Here is a 15,943-nt window from a genome sequence, read left to right as displayed (position 1 = left end):
AACACATGACCTACGTCGTTACCGACGCCTGCATCCGCTGTAAGTACATGGACTGCGTCGAGGTCTGTCCGGTCGACTGCTTCTACGAGGGCGAGAACATGCTCGTCATCAACCCCAACGAGTGCATCGACTGCGGCGTGTGCGAGCCGGAATGTCCGGCCGAGGCCATCCTGCCGGACACCGAAAGCGGGCTCGAAAAGTGGCTCGAGGTCAACGCCAATTTCTCGTCCAGCTGGCCGAACATCACGCGCAAGAAGGACAGCCCCGCCGACGCCGACGAGCACAAGGGCGAAGAAGGCAAGTACGACAAATACTTCAGCCCGGAGCCGGGCGAGGGCGACTAAACTACGGCGCCGGGCGAATACGACTGAGCCGCGGCTGCTGGCCGCCTATTTGGGCGACCGGTGGATCGTGAAGGTGTAGTTCACCCCGCCGCCGGCCGACAGCTGGTTGCGCGATCCGAACTGCCGCACGATCGGCGACTTGGCGGCATCGCCGACCAGCCGTTCGTATCGCGCGTAGCCGAATAGCCCCCAATTGTTGCTGAGCGCATAGGTCGCACCGGCAGCCGCGGCAGCGGCGTAGATGCCACTCCCGGGGCGGTAGGCCGGTAATCCGGTGACCGAGGCCACGGCGGGCGTGACGCCAAAATAAGCGCGCTGAAACTTCGCGTCCGAAAACATCACCCGCGGCCCAACCGAAAACACATATCGGTCGCCGTCGCGCCAGATCTTGTCGGCGCTGACCTCGCCGACCACACCGTCATGGCCATTCAGGCCTTTGAGCAGCTTGGCGCGAACACGCAGGCTATCCTGCCATTCGTACTGCGCGAAGCCGCCGAGTTCATAGGTCGTCTTCACGTCGCCCACGGCAGCGCCGACGTCGGACGCCTTGCGCTTGCCCTGGATTTTCCCGGTGACACCCAGCTTGAAGCCGTCCGACGATACAATCCCAAGGCTCGGCCCGTCGTCAGGCGCGCTAAAGCCAAACTGCTTGTCGCCGTGCGCGATCTTGAAATGGAAAAGCGGGGCAATCTTGTAACTGTCGGCGCCGATGTATTTCGGCTCGATCTGCGGACCGATCCCGACCCGCACCCGAATGTCCCGATTTTCCTGAGCGTCGGCTGCGCCCCAGGCTGGCAGAAGCGCGGCCAAGCCGATCAGAAGATTTTTCATCTGGCCCCAAACAGCCGCGATTGCATTTAGTTGCACATCCGTTGCGATCGTGTGCGCACTGTGGCGTCAGTGCCGCAACAGCAACCGCTCCACGATCATTTCGGCCGCTTCTTCGACGCTAGTCATGGTGGTGTCGATCCGGATGTCGGGCTGCTCGGGCCGCTCGTACGGACTGTCGATCCCCGTGAAATTCTTGAGCTCACCGCTCCTCGCCTTGGCGTAGAGACCCTTGACGTCCCGGCGCTCCGCTTCCGCCAGCGGCGTGTCGACGAAGATCTCGAAGAACTCGCCTTCCGGCAGCATCCGCCGGACCAGCTCACGCTCGGCCCGGAAGGGCGATATGAACGCGGTCAGCACGATCAGGCCCGCGTCGGCCATCAGCCGCGCCACCTCGCCCACGCGGCGGACGTTCTCGATGCGGTCAGCCTCGGTGAAGCCAAGGTCACGGTTGAGGCCATGACGCACATTGTCGCCGTCCAGCAGGAAGGTATGGCGCCCACGCGCCGCCAACTTCTTTTCGACCATATTGGCAATGGTCGACTTGCCCGACCCAGACAGTCCCGTGAACCACAGCACCGCCGGTTTCTGGCCCAGCAGCGCCGCATGCGTCTCCCGGCTGACTTCCAGCGGCTGGCGGTGGATGTTGAGCGCCCGCCGCAGCGCGAAGTGCAGCATTCCAGCGGCCACCGTCGCATTGGTCAGCTTGTCGATCAGGATGAAGCCGCCCAAAACACGATTAGGGGACACGCGGTTAGGCGATCCCCCATCCACCGCATAAGGCTCGAACACCAGTTCGCGATCGGTAGCGATGGTCGCGACGCCGATGGCATTCAGCTCCAGCGTCTGCGCCGCCAGATGCTCCAGCGTGTTGACGTTGATCTCGTACTTGGGCGCCTGAACCGTCGCGGTCACCAGCTGGGTACCGAGCTTCAGCCAGTAACCACGCCCGGGCAGCAATTCTTGCTCGTCCATCCAGACGATTGTTGCTTCGAACTGGTCGGCCACTTCGGGCGGCGCATCCGCTGCCGCGATCACGTCGCCGCGCGAGCAGTCCACTTCGTGCGTGAAGGTCAGCGTCACCGACTGACCGGCAACGGCGCGCTCCAAGTCGCCGTCGGCGGTGACGATCCGCTCGATCCGCGTCGTCCTGCCTGACGGCAGCACGCGAATATCTTGCGACCGCGTCACAACGCCTGAGGCAATCTGGCCGGTAAAACCGCGGAACTCGTGACTGGGCCGGCTCACCCGCTGCACCGGCATGCGCAGCGGCTTGTCGGCATCCGCATCAGCATCGAGCGGGATGGTATCGAGATGCTCGAGCAGGCTCGGCCCGTCGAACCACGGCATCGCCGTTCCGCGCTGCACGACATTGTCGCCGGTCAATCCCGACAGCGGGATCGCCGTCCACCCCTCGATACCGACCTGCTCGGCAAAGGCGCGATAGTCGGCAGTGATCGCCGCGAACGCCGCCTGGTCGAAATCGACCAGGTCCATCTTGTTCACCGCCAGCACGGTCCGCCGGATGCCAAGCAGGCGCGCGAGGTACGAATGCCGCCGCGTCTGGGTCAGCACGCCTTTGCGCGCATCGACCAGCACTACTGCCAGGTCGGCGGTCGACGCGCCGGTGACCATATTGCGCGTATATTGCTCGTGGCCCGGCGTATCGGCGACGATGAACTTGCGCCGCTCGCTCGCGAAATAGCGATAGGCGACGTCGATGGTGATGCCCTGCTCGCGTTCCGCCGCCAGCCCGTCGACGAGCAGCGCCAGATCGACGGCTTCGCCCTGCGTCCCGTGCCGCTTGCTGTCCGCCTCCAGCGCCGCCAGCTGGTCGTCGAAGATCTGCCGCGTCTCGTACAGCAGCCGCCCGATCAGCGTGGACTTGCCGTCATCGACGCTGCCGCAGGTGAGGAAGCGCAGCCGCTCCTTCCGCTCCTGTTCGGCCAGCCAGGCACGGACGTCGGCAGGCGCGGTCATTTTAGACCGTCACCCCAGCGAAGGCTGGGGTCCAGGTCGGCTCGCGTGCAATAATCTTCGCGACATGGATGCCAGCCTTCGCTGGCACGACGAGGCGCATCAGAAATACCCCTCCTGCTTCTTCTTCTCCATCGATCCGCTGCCCGCGTCGCGATCAATGGCGCGGCCCTGCCGCTCGCTGGTCGAGCTCGCCAGCATCTCGGCGACGATGTCCTCGACACTTGCCGCGTCGCTCTCCACTGCGCCCGACAGCGGGTAACAGCCCAGCGTCCGAAATCGCACGGTGCGCGTCTCGACCTGCTCGCCGTCGGCCAGCCGCATCCGCTCATCGTCCACCATCAGGATCAGGCCGTCGCGAACCACCGTCGGGCGCGCCGCGGCGAAGTAGAGCGGGACCACCTCGATCCCCTCGCGCATCACATATTCCCACACGTCGAGCTCGGTCCAGTTGCTGAGCGGGAACACCCGCATGCTTTCGCCCGCCGCGATGCGCGCATTGTACAGCGACCACAGCTCCGGGCGCTGGCGCTTCGGGTCCCACCGATGATTCCGGTCGCGGAAGCTGAACACCCGCTCCTTCGCCCGGCTCTTTTCCTCGTCGCGCCGAGCACCGCCGAACGCCGCATCGAACTTGCCGGCATCCAGCGCCTGCTTCAGCCCCTCGGTCTTCCACAAATCGGTGTGCATCGGCCCGTGGTCGAACGGGTTGATCCCCCGCGCCACCGCGTCCAAGTTCTGATGCACGATCAGCCGTACGCCCGGCAGCGCCGCCACACGGTCGCGCTCTACGTACATGTCGCGGAACTTCCACGTCGTATCGACGTGCAACAGCGGGAACGGCAGCGGCCCCGGAAAGAACGCCTTGCGCGCCAGGTGCAGCATCACCGCGCTGTCCTTGCCCATCGAGTAGAGCATCACCGGCCGCGCGCTTTCCGCGACCGTTTCGCGCAGGATGAAGATGCTTTCCGCCTCGAGCCGGTCGAGATGGGACAGGGGACTGCTCATCGATTGCGCGATGTGCCCGCTTCGTGCGAACTTGTCACTCGCGGCCATTCGCCGCCGAAGGAGAGTATCGCGTGAGGATGAAACTGGCGTTTGCCGCACTGATCATGACGGCCGCCTCTCCGCTGATTGCGCAGGCGGCACCCCGGCCGGTGAGCCGGGCCGAATTCCTGAAGGCCAACAGCGCCCGCTTCGCCGCCGTCGACCTCAACCGCGACGGCAAGATCGACCGCAAGGAAATGGCCGCCGCCCAGCAGCGTGAGCTTGCCGTGGCGCGCCAGCGGATCCAGCAGCAGCTCGCCGCCAAGTTCCGGCAGCTCGATACCAACAAGAATGGCTCGCTCAGCCTTGCAGAGTTCCAGGCGGCGATGCCCAATATCAATACCGCGGAAACCCCTGATCAGCTGCTCGCCAAGCTCGATACCAATCGCAACGGAACTGTCGATGCCAACGAGTTTCGCGCGCCCGACCTCGCCAAGTTCAATCGCGCCGACACCAACCGCGACGGCGTCGTCTCGCCCACCGAAGCCCGCGCCGTCGCGGGCCAACGATAGCCTAGCGCCGGCCGGCCGCCCGGCCTAAGGACGACTCTTCCCTGGGGAGCCGCCAAGCGGCTGAGATCGGCATGGTGCCGGGACCCATCGAACCTGATCCGGCTCACACCGGCGTAGGGAGAAGGAGAGTCAAATGGCGGACGTTCCCGCGCGCACCGAACTCAAAGTCACCACCGGCTCGATCCGCGGCAGCCGCAAGATCCACGTCGGCCCCCTCGGCGTCGCGATGCGCGCCGTCGATCTCGAGCCCTCCTCCGGAGAGCCGCCCGTCGTCCTTTATGACACCAGCGGCCCCTACACCGACCCGAACGTACGGATCGACATTATGGCCGGCCTGCCGGAGCTGCGGCGCGAGTGGATACGGGCCCGCGGCGACGTCGAGGAAGTGGCGCAGCGGGAAGTGCTGCCGGAAGACAACGGACAGCTTGGCCCCGACCGGTCCGGCGGGGTGCAACCCTTTCCAAACGTTCGGAAAAAGGTTCTTCGCGCCAAGGCTGGGGCGAACGTCACGCAGATGCACTATGCGCGGCGCGGAATCATCACGCCGGAGATGGAATATGTCGCCCACCGCGAGAACCTCGGCCGCGAAGCCGCGCTGAACCAAATCCGCGACGGCGAAAGCTTCGGCGCTGCCATCCCCGACTTCGTCACGCCCGAATTCGTCCGCGACGAGATCGCGCGCGGACGCGCCATCATCCCCAACAACATCAACCACCCGGAATCCGAGCCGATGGCGATCGGCCGCAACTTCCTGGTCAAGATCAACGCCAACATCGGCAACAGCGCCGTAGCCTCGGATGTTGCGTCCGAGGTCGACAAGATGGTGTGGGCGATCCGCTGGGGCGCCGACACGGTCATGGACCTCTCGACCGGCCGCAACATCCACGACACGCGCGAATGGATCATCCGCAACTCGCCCGTGCCGATCGGCACCGTCCCCATCTACCAGGCGCTGGAAAAGGTCGGCGGCATCGCCGAGGACCTGACCTGGGACGTCTATCGCGACACCCTCGTCGAACAGGCCGAGCAGGGCGTCGACTATTTCACCATCCACGCAGGCGTCCGCCTGCCCTACGTCCCGTTGGCCGCAAACCGCGTCACCGGCATCGTCAGCCGCGGCGGCTCGATCATGGCCAAATGGTGCCTCGCCCACCACCGCGAGAGCTTCCTCTACGAACGCTTCGACGAAATCTGCGAGATCATGAAGGCCTACGACATCGCCTTCAGCCTCGGCGACGGCCTCCGCCCCGGCAGCACCGCCGACGCCAATGACGAGGCACAGTTCGCCGAACTCTACACGCTCGGCGAGCTGACGAAGAAAGCCTGGGAGCACGACTGCCAGGTGATGATCGAGGGTCCCGGCCACGTGCCGATGCACAAGGTCAAGGAGAACATGGACAAGCAGCTGGAAAGCTGCGGCGAGGCGCCCTTCTACACCCTCGGGCCGCTCGTGACCGACGTCGCCCCCGGCTACGACCACATCACCAGCGGCATCGGCGCCGCGATGATCGGCTGGTTCGGCACCGCCATGCTTTGCTACGTCACGCCCAAGGAGCATCTCGGCCTGCCCGACCGCGACGACGTCAAGGTCGGCGTCGTCACCTACAAGCTCGCTGCCCACGCCGCGGACCTCGCCAAGGGCCACCCCGCCGCGCGCCTGCACGACGACGCGCTCAGCCGCGCCCGCTTCGAGTTCCGCTGGCGCGACCAGTTCAACCTGTCGCTCGACCCCGAGACGGCGGAGCAATATCACGACCAGACGCTGCCCGCCGAAGGCGCCAAGACCGCGCACTTCTGCAGCATGTGCGGCCCCAAGTTCTGCTCGATGAAGATCAGCCAGGAAGTCCGCGAGTTCGCGCGCCTCAACCCGCCCATGCCGACGACCGAGAACCCTGACCGCGGCAAGTCCGACGGCCTGCCCGCCGATGCCGAAGCCGGCATGGCGGAGATGAGCCGCGTCTACGAGGAGACCGGGCGCGAGCTGTACATCGGCGCGGGCGACCGGACCCACGACTGATGGCCGACCTCTACGCCAAGGCGCTGGAGTCCGAACGCAAGACCCTGTGGGCCACCTGCCGCCTCAAGGGCCTGCCCAAGGGCTCGCGCGAACGCCAGCGGATCGAGGAGCTCGACCGCCTGATCGCCGAGCATAAGGCGAAACAGGCAAGCTGACAGGGCCCGTGCCAGGGCGGCCGAGCGTCGGACTCAAGTGCATTTCGGCCACGGATGTTTCACCCTATGACAACGACGCAAGTTGCGTCGTCGAGTCGCGTATGGGCGTCCGCTGCATCCACCTCGTTTGAGGGAGAAGGGGCATGTCCATCCGCGCGGCGCTCGTCGCCGTTTCCGTCGCTTTCGCTGTTCCGGCCGCCGCTGCCGTCCCGCCGTATCCGGCGTCCTTCCATACCCAGGAAATCGCCACCAACGGCACCACCATCCACGTGCGCGTCGGCGGCAAGGGCCCGGCCGTGGTCCTGCTCCACGGCTATGGCGAGACCGGCGATATGTGGTCCCCGCTCGCCGCCGAGCTGGTGCGCGATCACCAGGTCATCGTCCCCGACCTCCGCGGCATGGGCCTGTCCGCCAAGCCCAAGTCGGGGTTCGACAAGAAGACGCAGGGCGAGGACGTCGCCGGCGTGCTCGACGCGCTGCACGTCGCCAAAGCCGACGTCGTCACCCACGACATCGGCAACATGGTCGGCTTCGCCTTCGCCATGGAGCATCCCGATCGCGTCCGGCGCTGGGCGCTGATCGACGCGCCGGTCCCCGGCGTCGGCCCGTGGGAGCAGATCATCCAGAACCCGCTCCTCTGGCACTTCCGCTTCGGCGGTCCGGACATGGAGCGGCTCGTCGCCGGCCGCGAGCGCATCTACCTCGACCGCTTCTGGAACGAATTCTCCGCCGACCCCAAGCATTTCGACGAGGCCAGCCGCCAGCATTACGCGAAACTCTATGCCCTCCCCGGCGCGATGCATTCGGGCTTCGAGCAGTTCCACGCCTTCGACCAGGACGCGGTCGACAACCGCGCCTGGCTCGCGGCCAAGGGCAAGCTCGCCATGCCCGTCCTCGCGCTCGGCGGAGAAAAGAGCTTCGGCACGCAAATGGCCGAGGTAATGCGCGCCGGCGCGACCGACGTCACCGGCGGCATCGTCCCCGCATCCGGCCACTGGATCATGGAAGAGAATCCCGCCGCCACCGTGAAGCTCGTCCGCGACTTCCTCGCCAAACCCTGACCTTAGTCCGCGCGTGACAGCTACCCGCACTCCCGCCCTCTTCATCGGCCACGGCAGCCCGATGAACACGCTGGAGTTGAACGGCTACACCGAGGCATGGCGCGCGTTCGGCCGGCACCTGCCGCGCCCGCGGGCGATCCTCTGCGTCTCCGCCCACTGGTATTTCGGCGCGACCGCCGTCACCGCCATGCCGCGCCCGCGCACCATCCACGATTTCTACGGCTTCCCGCCGGAGTTGTTCGCGTTCGACTATCCCGCCGCCGGCGACCCCAATCTCGCCGCGGAGATCGTCGAGACGGTCAAGCCGGAATGGGTCGGCCTCGACCGCGACCAGTGGGGCCTCGACCACGGCACCTGGTCGGTGCTGGCGCATCTCTACCCCGGGGCCGACATTCCGGTGCTGCAGCTGTCGATCAACGCGACCCGCCCGCTCGATTATCACCTCGCCCTCGCGCGCCGCCTCGCGCCTTTACGCGACCGCGGCGTGATGATCGTCGGCAGCGGCAACATCGTCCACAACCTCGGCCGCCTGCAGTGGAACGAGCCCGACCTCGGCACCGACTGGGCCGAGCGCTTCGACGATGCCGCCGCCGACCGGCTGACGAGCGCCCCCGGCGACATCCTGAAGCTCGCCGAGCACCCCGATTACCGCCTGGCCGTGCCGACGCCCGACCATTTCATCCCGATGCTCTATCTCGCCGGCCTTGCCGAAGCCGAAGGCGCCGCGCTCGAGCCGCTGGTGCGCGGCTATTCGATGGGGTCGATCTCGATGAGTTGCTACGGCCTCGGCGCCGACCTGGAGCTGCGCAAGCACCCAACCTGCGCCGCGCGGCTGCCGGCGAACGTGCCGCCGGAGCAGACGAATATTTAGGGCGGTCCTACTATCGAACGACGATCCTCGATTGACGCCCTTTGCCTTTCAACAAGTCACGAATTTCTCGAAGGCGGGTGTTCGGAGGAAAAGCGGCTAGATCAGCTACCATCTGATCGGGACACTCCAGATCGCTAACTACCAGATCGATTCTTGAACCGACTGCGTCCTCTGCTGTCAAAGGCCAAATCCAATTGTGCGGCACCGTATGTCGGTCGATTTCACGTCCACCGAACTTCTGCTCAGTCCATTGATTTAGTAGCCTGTAACCGGCCGCTCGAAGACGCTTCGTCCAGTTGGTCTCTGAGACTAATGAATCGAGCGCATTTTCGGTCGTTTCTAAGACTGAGAATCTCGGAACGCCGCCTCGCGCCATTATGTCGTAGCACGAGCCATCAATGCGGTCCTTCGGACGACCAACCGCCGTTCCCGCGTTTCTAAAACGCTTCCGAACGCGTTTCCGAAATTCTTTCGATTGGCCAACGTAAATTATCGTCCCTTCAACTCGGTTCGCAATGGCATCCGACAGCGTCGGATCGTGAATCGCGTAAGTGATCCATTTCCCACTGACGGTCGCCTGATCGGCGTGCGCGAATTGCTGGTCGACCGCTTCGCGAAATGCGGGGTCACGGAAATATCGCGTGAATTTTTTCCCAGCCATCAAACTACCTCACCAAGAAAGCGCCGGTGCCAACGAGAGCCGCTCGGCTTCCTTTTAGGCCGCTATGGCGAGGCGAATGGCTTCAAGGTCTCTCAACGCTTCTTCCCGCGTTGAAAACTGTCCAAGTGACATGGACAAAAGCGCTCCGCGGCGGTCGGTGATGTACCACCGCCACATCCAGCGATCGTCCATGTGAATGAACTTCTGAAGATCCATATGCCACTCCTCCTTGAGGATGTGCCGAATGCTTCCCGTGCCTGCGCGTACTGAGGTTTTCGATGAGCCGATGATCCCGCTTCTGGTATCAAGCATAAGCTTTACGTTTCCGCCGGCGAGCCCGAGCTAAACCCAACCCGTTAGTCAGTCAGTGGGAGCAGGTGATGCGATCTAAGTTCCTACGTTATCATGCGAATCTCCTCGGAAATGCGAATGCGACTCACGTTGGCTATGCGAACATTGCGCGAACACGGCCTGGGAACAAGTGACGAACGATACTTATCCCCAAGCACGTTCCGGCGGTAGGTTCTCCGGAGAACGTGGTGAGGACTGCATCCGGGTTGGAACCGGAGCGTTCACCCCCGCATGCTTGAACACATCCCCCACTGGCTCGGCGCGGCGCTCGCGAACGTCCGCGCCGGGCATGACAAGCTGACGCTGGCCCGCCTCGACCTCGCCGGCGCCGCCTCGCTCGACCTGACCAGCCCCGCCTTCGCGCCCGGCGGACGCTTGCCGCCGCGCTTCACCGCCGATGGCGAGGGCGTGTCGCCGCCCTTGCTGTGGCGCGGCGTGCCGGAGGGGACGGCCAGCCTGGCGCTGATCGTCGAGGATCCCGACGCGCCGACGCCGCGGCCGATGGTCCATGCCATCGTCGTCGACATTGATCCGGCGCTCGGCAGCCTGCCCGAAGGCGCGATCCGCCCCGACGGCGCGGGCGCGGACGGCAAGGACGTCGGCCGCAACTCGGGCTTCGGCGAAGGCTGGCTGCCGCCCGACCCGCCGACCGGCCACGGCAGCCACGATTACATCTTCCAGCTCCTCGCGCTGAGCGCCGACGCGGAGGCCGACGACAAGAACTCCCCCGGCCGCGCCGATTTCATCGACCACGTGTCCGGCCGCATCCTCGCCGCCGGCGTCCTCGTCGGCACCTACTCGCGCGGCGAAGAAGCGGACATCGGCCCCATCGGCAGCGCCGTTCCGGCGTAACAGCCTTCGCCACCATAAGCGGTCCCGACCGTTTCGTTGCTGGAGGTTTGCCAATGAACATGGGTTACGGCCGCTTTGCCGCGATGATCGCCACCTCGACCGTGGTGATGTTCGGGCTGATGTATCTCAACACCTACGCGCTCGACCATGTCGCGTTCAGCCAGACGCGAATGTGGATGGCGCTGCTGATGGGCGCGGTGATGGCGCTGATCATGATCGGCTTCATGTGGGGGATGTACCGGAATCGCGCCGCGAACCTCGGCATCGTCGCCGGCAGCATTGCGGTCTTCGCGATCGCTCTGTGGCTGGTGCGCAGCCAGGAAACGGTGGGCGACGTCGCCTACATGAAGGCGATGATCCCGCATCATTCGATCGCGATCATGACCAGCGAGCGGGCGCACATCAGGGATCCGGAAGTGCGCAAGCTGGCCGACGGGATCATCGACGCGCAGGTGCGCGAGATCGCCGAGATGAAGCGCCACATCGCGCGGCTGGAGGCCAACCCGCCCGCGGCCAACGCGCCCGACATCCCCAGCTATCGCGACCGGCACGTGCCGCCGCCCGCGCCGGAAACAGATGCTAGCGCGGGAATTAACACGCTGCAGGCGGAATAGCGCCGGGGTTCACTCGGGCGGCGTCACCCGCACGATGCGGATCGGCCGGCTGTTTCCGTGAAGGTCGGGCCAGGCGATCGAATGGCCCGCCGCCAGCCCGTACAGCGCGGCGCCCATCGGCGTCATGATCGAAATGCGCCCTTCGGCGATGTTTGCCTCGCCCGGCATGACCAGCTTCAGCTCGCGCATCTCGTGCGTGCGCTCGTCGACGAAGGCGACGGTCGAGTTCAGGCCGACGTGGCCTTCGGGCAACGTGTCCGCATCGTGCAGCTCGGCGCGCTCGATCTCCTCCAGCAGCATGGCGGCGACCACCGGCTGCTGATGCTCGGCGCGCAGCGCGAGGCTGGCGACCATGTCCGACTCCGCCGCCAGCAAATGGATCGGCGGACGTCCGTGGGTCGCCGGTTGGGTGGCATTCATTGGTCTTCTCCCTTGGCGAGGCGGCCGCGCCGGCTCGGGGCCGGCGGCGCATCGCTCGCCATCGAATTTTCGAAGTGCATCCGCCTGGGGCGGACACGGCTCGGTTATGGGAGGCCCCAAGCGCGCTGCCACGCGGCAGCGGCCCGCTCAGGGCGTTAGAGTCGTGCGGTGCTGCTGCCTGGGTGCAGCCGGGACCGGTCGAAGACGGGATGCTCGGTCATGCTTTCGATATGGACCATGGGCCAGCGTAATCAAGCGGGCAGGCCCTGGCGCGGCCAGCGACGACTTAGGACTTCGCCAATCGCACCAGCGCCTCGTCGAGCGCCTGCAGGAACCGTGAGCGGTCGGCCTTCGCGAACGGCGCCGGGCCGCCGGTGATGCCGGCCCCCGCGCGGAGGTCGGCCATGATGGCGCGCGTCGCGATGGCACCGCCGATGCTGGCGCTGGTGAAGGGCTTGCCGTTGTGGCCGATGACCGTCGCGCCCTGCTTCAGGCAGCGGTTGGCCAGCAGGATGTCGCCGGTGACGACCACCGTCCGCGCATCCGCCCGCTCGGCGATCCAGTCGTCGGCGGCGTCGAAGGCGTCGGACACCAGCACCCGCTCGATCAGCACATGATCGGGCACCCGGATCGGCGCGTTGCTGACCACCGTCACCGGCACCGCGCCCCGCCACGCGACCTTGTACACCTCGTCCTTCACCGGGCAGGCGTCGGCGTCGACCAGGATGCGGACTTCGCTCATGCCGCCGCCCTAGGGGTGCGTCCGTAGGTTGTTAAGCCGCCTCTTTGGCGAAAGGCTCGGACCCATGTTGCAGTGCAGCACGTTGATGGGGTGCGCGGCCGTTCGCGTCGTATCGAGGATACCGCTTATGACCCGCCCCGTTCCCGCCGCCACCGCCGCCGCCTGGAGCCGCCTCTGGCTCGACACGTCGTTCCTGATGGCCGACGCGGCGATGGTGATGACCATGCGCGGCTGGCGGATGATGGCCGGCGGACGACCCGCCGTGCGGGAGGCGGAGCGGATGGTCAGCGAAAAGGTCGAGGCGGGTTTCGAGCTTGCCGGTGCGGTCGCCAGCGGCCGGGTGAAATCGCCCGAAGGAGCGGCGCGCGCCGCGATCGGCACCTACGGCAAGCGCGTCCGCGCCAACCGCAAGCGCTTGGGCTAGAGTAGACCCGATAGGAGGCGCGCGACCCGGGGAGAGGAGAGCCGCGCGCCTCGGCCGGTCAACGCATGCCGCCGCTGGCGGCAATGCGCTCCCCGGTCAGCCAGCCGCTGTCGTTGGACGCCAGGAACACCGCGACCTTGGCGATGTCGTCGGGCGTGCCGGCGCGGGCCAGCGGGGTCTGGGCGACCAGCTGGTCGACGAATTCGGTGCCGCTGATGCCGGCATTCCCGGTACCTTCGGTTTCGGTGTAGCCGGGCAGGATCGCGTTCACGCGGATGCCGCGCGGCGCGAGCTCGTTGGCCAGCACGCCCGTCACCGCGTCGAGCGCGCCCTTGGTGCCGCTGTAGATTGCCGACTGGGGCACCAGCACGCTGGTGATGTTGCTGGAAATGTTGATCACGCTCGCCCCGTCCTTGAGGTGCGGGACGGCCGCCTTGGTGGTCAGCAGCGGGCCGAGCACGTTGACGTCGAACTGGCGGCGATACTCGTCCTCGCTGACGTCCTCGATGGCCGAAAAGGCATAGACCCCGCTGTTGTTGACGAGGATGTCGAGCTGCCCGAACTCGTCGATCGCGGCGTCGACCAGGCCCTTGGCCTCGGCTTCCTTCGAGACGTCGGCCTTCACCGCGACGGCCTTGCCGCCCGCCTGGCCGATGGTGTCGACGACGGCGTCCGCGCCGTCCTTGCTCGACGCGTAATTGACGACGACGGACGCGCCTTCAGCCGCCAGTGCCTTGGCGATGCCCGCACCGATGCCCTTCGATGCGCCCGTCACGACCGCGACCTTGCCTGCCAGTTTTCCCATTTTTCCTGTCCTTCTCCGATCGGCTCTGACGGGCCGACCGCGGTCCGTTACTCCGATAGTTCAGAAATATGGAACTGTTGAACAGCGGTTCAAGGACCTCTATTTGAAAATCGAAATGCGTCCTCTGCTTCACCCTTCCGCCGACGATATCCGGCCTGAGGCGATCCTTCACGCGCTCGCCGATCCGGAGCGGGCGGCGATCTTCGCCGGGATTGCCGGAGCGGATTGCGTCCAGCGCTGTTCGCAGATGGCCGATGCAGGCGACCGGGTGATCCCCAAGTCCTCGCTGTCGCAGCACTTCAAGATCCTGCGCGACGCCGGTCTGATCCGCTCCGAACGGGTAGGCATCGAGATGCGCAATTATTCGCGCTGCGCGGAGATCGATGCGCGCTTTCCCGGCCTGATCAAATCGATCCTGACCGCCTACGCGGCAATGCCGGCAGACGCCTAGCACAGGACACCGCCCAGTCAGCCGGGCGGTGTCCCGTCACAAGGTCAGCAGCTGCAATTCTTGCAGGTGCATGGTTTGCACTGGCACCCGCCGCGGGTGTCGAGTTCGGCAGCCTTGGTCTGCAATTCGTTCTGGGTGGTCATGGTGTTTCTCCTGTCCCGCGCCGCGTTGATTCGCGCCGCGTGAAGGCTGTATGACCCCTGTACCATGGTACGGAATCAAGCGAGAACTTCGGACACGATCGGCGGTCTCGCCGCAGCGGCAGGCGTCGGGGTGGAAACGGTGCGTTATTATCAGCGGCGCGGACTGCTGACGGAGCCGGCGCGGCCGCCGGGCGAAGTGCGCCGGTACGGCGATGCCGACGTCAAACGCCTGCGTTTCATCCGCAGCGCCCAGGCCGCGGGCTTCACCCTCGCCGAAATCAAGGAGCTGCTCGACCTCGACGCCGGCGACGACCGGGTCCGTGCCCGCGAACTGGCCCGCGACCGCGTCGCTGCGATCGACGCGAAGATCGCCGAGTTGACCGAAGCCCGCGACGCGCTGTCGGCACTCGCCACGGCCTGCGCTCACAAACGCAGGGGCCCTTGCCCGATCATCACCGCTTTCGAACGGTCCTAGAGGCGGTATTGCCGACGATGCGTCCGATGCAGAGACTTCGCCGAGGAGGGGACGATGATCGCTCTGCTGATGTTTGCCGCCGCGGCGCCCGATATTGCCGCTGCCCGTTCCAGCCTGGTCGGCCGCTGGCAGGGTAAGCTCGAATACCGTGATTACCAGGCAGACAAATGGTTCGGGCTGCCGGTGAAGGTTGAGGTCCGCGACGGCGGGGACAGCGTCACGCTGATCCGTACCGCCGATTATGACGACGGGCCGAAGACTGGGAACGTGCGCATCACCACAGTCTCCATGCTCGCCGCGGACGGCACCCATGAAAGCAGCGCCACCTTTCGGAAGGCCAAGACGGTCGAGGTTGAGACCTCGGCGCTGAAACTGACTGCGGCGAAGGACGCCACGCACTGGACGCTGGTCGAAACCGTCACGGCGACCGATGACAACCGGCCCGCCACCATCCGGCTCACCACCACCCGCGACGGCGACTTGTTGGTGACGCTCAAGGAGGTCGACTTCACCGACGACGCCAAGAATGAATGGCTGGCGCGCAATCGCACCACGCTGACCGCAGTCCGTTGAGGACTATCCCCAGCTTTCGCGGCGCCAGCGTATTCGGACTCTTCCTTCCGCGACTCGCCTGATTCATGATGCGCGGCGGGACCTCATGGGAAGGAGAGGTGTGCGATGCCGGACAATGGAACTCCTTGGAATCTCGTTGATTCCAGCTTCATGACGCCAATCCTGTTCCGCGATTTGCCCGGGGTTGCCGAAATCGAGCGGCAGCTCGACATGCGGGTCCGCGACCGCCTGCTGGACGACGAACTTGAAGAGCTGCCGCATCTGGTGGACGAAACGTCGCGGGCGCTGTTCAACATCACCGAGCACGATATCCGTTATGCGGCGCTGCCCGACAGTGTCCGCGACCGCTTCACCCGCGACCAGTGGGAAGATCAGTTCGCGATGCTCGGCGAGTATCGCCGCGACCCTAACGCCATCTGGGACAGTTTCGGGCTTGATGTCCGCTGTCCCGAAGGGCGCGGGCTTCATTGCCTCGACGTCTTTGGACGACAGCTGATCGCCGCGGTGAACGGCCTACATCCCCGGGCCATGCTCGTGTTTGCAGAATATCCCGAGGCTCGCGCGGCCTGACGCGTTGTTCATGGTCAGTGCTGGTTGCCGCTGATAGGCGCCGCGCCGAA

21 protein-coding genes and 1 riboswitch are annotated in these 15,943 nt (G+C 65.7%); of the genes, 13 read left to right on the top strand and 8 right to left on the bottom strand.

What is annotated here, in order from left to right:
* Positions 1-5: 5 nt before the first annotated feature.
* Positions 6-344, top strand: a complete 339-nt coding sequence (gene fdxA / locus QU596_RS09505) for a ferredoxin FdxA (protein WP_308515280.1) — start codon at positions 6-8, stop codon at positions 342-344.
* 45 nt (positions 345-389) lie between these two features.
* Here fdxA and QU596_RS09500 read toward each other — a convergent pair whose 3' ends face one another.
* The 3 genes from QU596_RS09500 to cysD form a co-directional block, all read right to left on the bottom strand.
* Positions 390-1,175, bottom strand: a complete 786-nt coding sequence (locus QU596_RS09500) for a MipA/OmpV family protein (RefSeq protein WP_308515279.1) — start codon at positions 1,173-1,175, stop codon at positions 390-392.
* A 66-nt stretch (positions 1,176-1,241) separates the two neighbouring features.
* Complete coding sequence (cysN, locus tag QU596_RS09495; RefSeq protein ID WP_308515278.1) at positions 1,242-3,152, bottom strand: sulfate adenylyltransferase subunit CysN; 1,911 nt, start codon at positions 3,150-3,152, stop codon at positions 1,242-1,244.
* Positions 3,153-3,251: 99 nt separating this feature from the next.
* Positions 3,252-4,157, bottom strand: a complete 906-nt coding sequence (gene cysD / locus QU596_RS09490; protein ID WP_420030974.1) for a sulfate adenylyltransferase subunit CysD — start codon at positions 4,155-4,157, stop codon at positions 3,252-3,254.
* A 77-nt stretch (positions 4,158-4,234) separates the two neighbouring features.
* On the opposite strand from cysD, the gene QU596_RS09485 reads away from it, so the two are divergent.
* From QU596_RS09485 to ygiD, 5 genes are all read left to right on the top strand, one after another.
* A complete protein-coding gene (locus tag QU596_RS09485; protein WP_308517972.1) occupies positions 4,235-4,708 on the top strand; it encodes an EF-hand domain-containing protein in 474 nt (157 codons plus the stop codon).
* A 32-nt stretch (positions 4,709-4,740) separates the two neighbouring features.
* Positions 4,741-4,845, top strand: a riboswitch (TPP riboswitch).
* A complete protein-coding gene (thiC, locus tag QU596_RS09480) occupies positions 4,842-6,725 on the top strand; it encodes a phosphomethylpyrimidine synthase ThiC (protein WP_308515276.1) in 1,884 nt (627 codons plus the stop codon). Its footprint overlaps the riboswitch before it by 4 nt.
* On the top strand, positions 6,725-6,880 hold the full coding sequence (locus tag QU596_RS09475; RefSeq protein ID WP_308515275.1) for a hypothetical protein: 156 nt from the start codon (positions 6,725-6,727) through the stop codon (positions 6,878-6,880). Before thiC ends, QU596_RS09475 begins: the two co-directional genes overlap by 1 nt.
* Positions 6,881-7,023: 143 nt before the next feature.
* A complete protein-coding gene (locus QU596_RS09470; RefSeq protein WP_308515274.1) occupies positions 7,024-7,941 on the top strand; it encodes an alpha/beta fold hydrolase in 918 nt (305 codons plus the stop codon).
* 13 nt (positions 7,942-7,954) lie between these two features.
* Positions 7,955-8,812, top strand: coding sequence for a 4,5-DOPA-extradiol-dioxygenase (ygiD, locus tag QU596_RS09465; protein WP_308515273.1), 858 nt, complete (start codon positions 7,955-7,957; stop codon positions 8,810-8,812).
* Positions 8,813-8,822: 10 nt separating this feature from the next.
* Here the strand turns inward: ygiD and QU596_RS09460 are convergent, their stop codons facing one another.
* Positions 8,823-9,473, bottom strand: a complete 651-nt coding sequence (locus QU596_RS09460) for a hypothetical protein (protein WP_308515272.1) — start codon at positions 9,471-9,473, stop codon at positions 8,823-8,825.
* A gap of 54 nt (positions 9,474-9,527) precedes the next feature.
* The gene (locus tag QU596_RS09455; protein WP_308515271.1) at positions 9,528-9,785 is read right to left on the bottom strand and encodes a hypothetical protein; all 258 of its coding nucleotides are present in this window, start codon (positions 9,783-9,785) and stop codon (positions 9,528-9,530) included.
* A gap of 270 nt (positions 9,786-10,055) precedes the next feature.
* On the opposite strand from QU596_RS09455, the gene QU596_RS09450 reads away from it, so the two are divergent.
* The gene (locus tag QU596_RS09450; protein WP_308515270.1) at positions 10,056-10,676 is read left to right on the top strand and encodes a YbhB/YbcL family Raf kinase inhibitor-like protein; all 621 of its coding nucleotides are present in this window, start codon (positions 10,056-10,058) and stop codon (positions 10,674-10,676) included.
* Between the two features lie 53 nt (positions 10,677-10,729).
* Complete coding sequence (locus QU596_RS09445; protein WP_308515269.1) at positions 10,730-11,290, top strand: DUF305 domain-containing protein; 561 nt, start codon at positions 10,730-10,732, stop codon at positions 11,288-11,290.
* 9 nt (positions 11,291-11,299) lie between these two features.
* Here QU596_RS09445 and QU596_RS09440 read toward each other — a convergent pair whose 3' ends face one another.
* Positions 11,300-11,710, bottom strand: a complete 411-nt coding sequence (locus QU596_RS09440; protein ID WP_308515268.1) for a GreA/GreB family elongation factor — start codon at positions 11,708-11,710, stop codon at positions 11,300-11,302.
* A gap of 286 nt (positions 11,711-11,996) precedes the next feature.
* Positions 11,997-12,452: a YaiI/YqxD family protein gene (locus QU596_RS09435; protein ID WP_308515267.1), complete on the bottom strand. Its 456-nt coding sequence runs from the start codon at positions 12,450-12,452 to the stop codon at positions 11,997-11,999.
* A 127-nt stretch (positions 12,453-12,579) separates the two neighbouring features.
* Between QU596_RS09435 and QU596_RS09430 the strand changes: the two genes are divergently transcribed.
* Positions 12,580-12,876 (top strand): hypothetical protein, encoded by a 297-nt coding sequence (locus QU596_RS09430; protein ID WP_308515266.1) that lies wholly within the window; start codon positions 12,580-12,582, stop codon positions 12,874-12,876.
* Between the two features lie 58 nt (positions 12,877-12,934).
* On the opposite strand, the gene QU596_RS09425 is transcribed toward QU596_RS09430, so the two are convergent.
* Positions 12,935-13,681, bottom strand: a complete 747-nt coding sequence (locus tag QU596_RS09425; protein WP_308515265.1) for an SDR family NAD(P)-dependent oxidoreductase — start codon at positions 13,679-13,681, stop codon at positions 12,935-12,937.
* Between the two features lie 115 nt (positions 13,682-13,796).
* Here QU596_RS09425 and QU596_RS09420 point away from each other — a divergent pair, with 115 nt between their 5' ends.
* From QU596_RS09420 to QU596_RS09405, 4 genes are all read left to right on the top strand, one after another.
* On the top strand, positions 13,797-14,132 hold the full coding sequence (locus tag QU596_RS09420) for a helix-turn-helix domain-containing protein (RefSeq protein ID WP_308515264.1): 336 nt from the start codon (positions 13,797-13,799) through the stop codon (positions 14,130-14,132).
* A 207-nt stretch (positions 14,133-14,339) separates the two neighbouring features.
* Positions 14,340-14,750 (top strand): MerR family transcriptional regulator, encoded by a 411-nt coding sequence (locus tag QU596_RS09415; RefSeq protein WP_308515262.1) that lies wholly within the window; start codon positions 14,340-14,342, stop codon positions 14,748-14,750.
* Positions 14,751-14,804: 54 nt separating this feature from the next.
* On the top strand, positions 14,805-15,323 hold the full coding sequence (locus QU596_RS09410; RefSeq protein ID WP_308515260.1) for a hypothetical protein: 519 nt from the start codon (positions 14,805-14,807) through the stop codon (positions 15,321-15,323).
* Between the two features lie 105 nt (positions 15,324-15,428).
* Entirely contained in the window at positions 15,429-15,893 is a 465-nt protein-coding gene (locus QU596_RS09405) for a hypothetical protein (protein WP_308515258.1), read from the top strand.
* Positions 15,894-15,943 lie beyond the last annotated feature (50 nt).

This window comes from Sphingomonas flavescens (assembly GCF_030866745.1).
In the GTDB taxonomy this organism is placed as follows: Bacteria; Pseudomonadota; Alphaproteobacteria; order Sphingomonadales; family Sphingomonadaceae; genus Sphingomicrobium; species Sphingomicrobium flavescens.
This window is presented reverse-complemented; position numbering and strand designations above follow the sequence as displayed.

What these genes read in the sequence shown, in the direction of transcription:
- fdxA (WP_308515280.1), top strand. Translation starts at nt 6, where the DNA reads ATGACCTACGTCGTTACCGACGCCTGCATCCGCTGTAAGTACATGGAC.
- QU596_RS09500 (WP_308515279.1), bottom strand. Translation starts at nt 1,175, where the DNA reads ATGAAAAATCTTCTGATCGGCTTGGCCGCGCTTCTGCCAGCCTGGGGC.
- cysN (WP_308515278.1), bottom strand. Translation starts at nt 3,152, where the DNA reads ATGACCGCGCCTGCCGACGTCCGTGCCTGGCTGGCCGAACAGGAGCGG.
- cysD (WP_420030974.1), bottom strand. Translation starts at nt 4,157, where the DNA reads ATGAGCAGTCCCCTGTCCCATCTCGACCGGCTCGAGGCGGAAAGCATC.
- QU596_RS09485 (WP_308517972.1), top strand. Translation starts at nt 4,235, where the DNA reads ATGAAACTGGCGTTTGCCGCACTGATCATGACGGCCGCCTCTCCGCTG.
- thiC (WP_308515276.1), top strand. Translation starts at nt 4,842, where the DNA reads ATGGCGGACGTTCCCGCGCGCACCGAACTCAAAGTCACCACCGGCTCG.
- QU596_RS09475 (WP_308515275.1), top strand. Translation starts at nt 6,725, where the DNA reads ATGGCCGACCTCTACGCCAAGGCGCTGGAGTCCGAACGCAAGACCCTG.
- QU596_RS09470 (WP_308515274.1), top strand. Translation starts at nt 7,024, where the DNA reads ATGTCCATCCGCGCGGCGCTCGTCGCCGTTTCCGTCGCTTTCGCTGTT.
- QU596_RS09460 (WP_308515272.1), bottom strand. Translation starts at nt 9,473, where the DNA reads ATGGCTGGGAAAAAATTCACGCGATATTTCCGTGACCCCGCATTTCGC.
- QU596_RS09455 (WP_308515271.1), bottom strand. Translation starts at nt 9,785, where the DNA reads ATGCTTGATACCAGAAGCGGGATCATCGGCTCATCGAAAACCTCAGTA.
- QU596_RS09450 (WP_308515270.1), top strand. Translation starts at nt 10,056, where the DNA reads ATGCTTGAACACATCCCCCACTGGCTCGGCGCGGCGCTCGCGAACGTC.
- QU596_RS09445 (WP_308515269.1), top strand. Translation starts at nt 10,730, where the DNA reads ATGAACATGGGTTACGGCCGCTTTGCCGCGATGATCGCCACCTCGACC.
- QU596_RS09440 (WP_308515268.1), bottom strand. Translation starts at nt 11,710, where the DNA reads ATGAATGCCACCCAACCGGCGACCCACGGACGTCCGCCGATCCATTTG.
- QU596_RS09435 (WP_308515267.1), bottom strand. Translation starts at nt 12,452, where the DNA reads ATGAGCGAAGTCCGCATCCTGGTCGACGCCGACGCCTGCCCGGTGAAG.
- QU596_RS09430 (WP_308515266.1), top strand. Translation starts at nt 12,580, where the DNA reads ATGACCCGCCCCGTTCCCGCCGCCACCGCCGCCGCCTGGAGCCGCCTC.
- QU596_RS09425 (WP_308515265.1), bottom strand. Translation starts at nt 13,681, where the DNA reads ATGGGAAAACTGGCAGGCAAGGTCGCGGTCGTGACGGGCGCATCGAAG.
- QU596_RS09420 (WP_308515264.1), top strand. Translation starts at nt 13,797, where the DNA reads ATGCGTCCTCTGCTTCACCCTTCCGCCGACGATATCCGGCCTGAGGCG.
- QU596_RS09415 (WP_308515262.1), top strand. Translation starts at nt 14,340, where the DNA reads ATGGTACGGAATCAAGCGAGAACTTCGGACACGATCGGCGGTCTCGCC.
- QU596_RS09410 (WP_308515260.1), top strand. Translation starts at nt 14,805, where the DNA reads ATGATCGCTCTGCTGATGTTTGCCGCCGCGGCGCCCGATATTGCCGCT.
- QU596_RS09405 (WP_308515258.1), top strand. Translation starts at nt 15,429, where the DNA reads ATGCCGGACAATGGAACTCCTTGGAATCTCGTTGATTCCAGCTTCATG.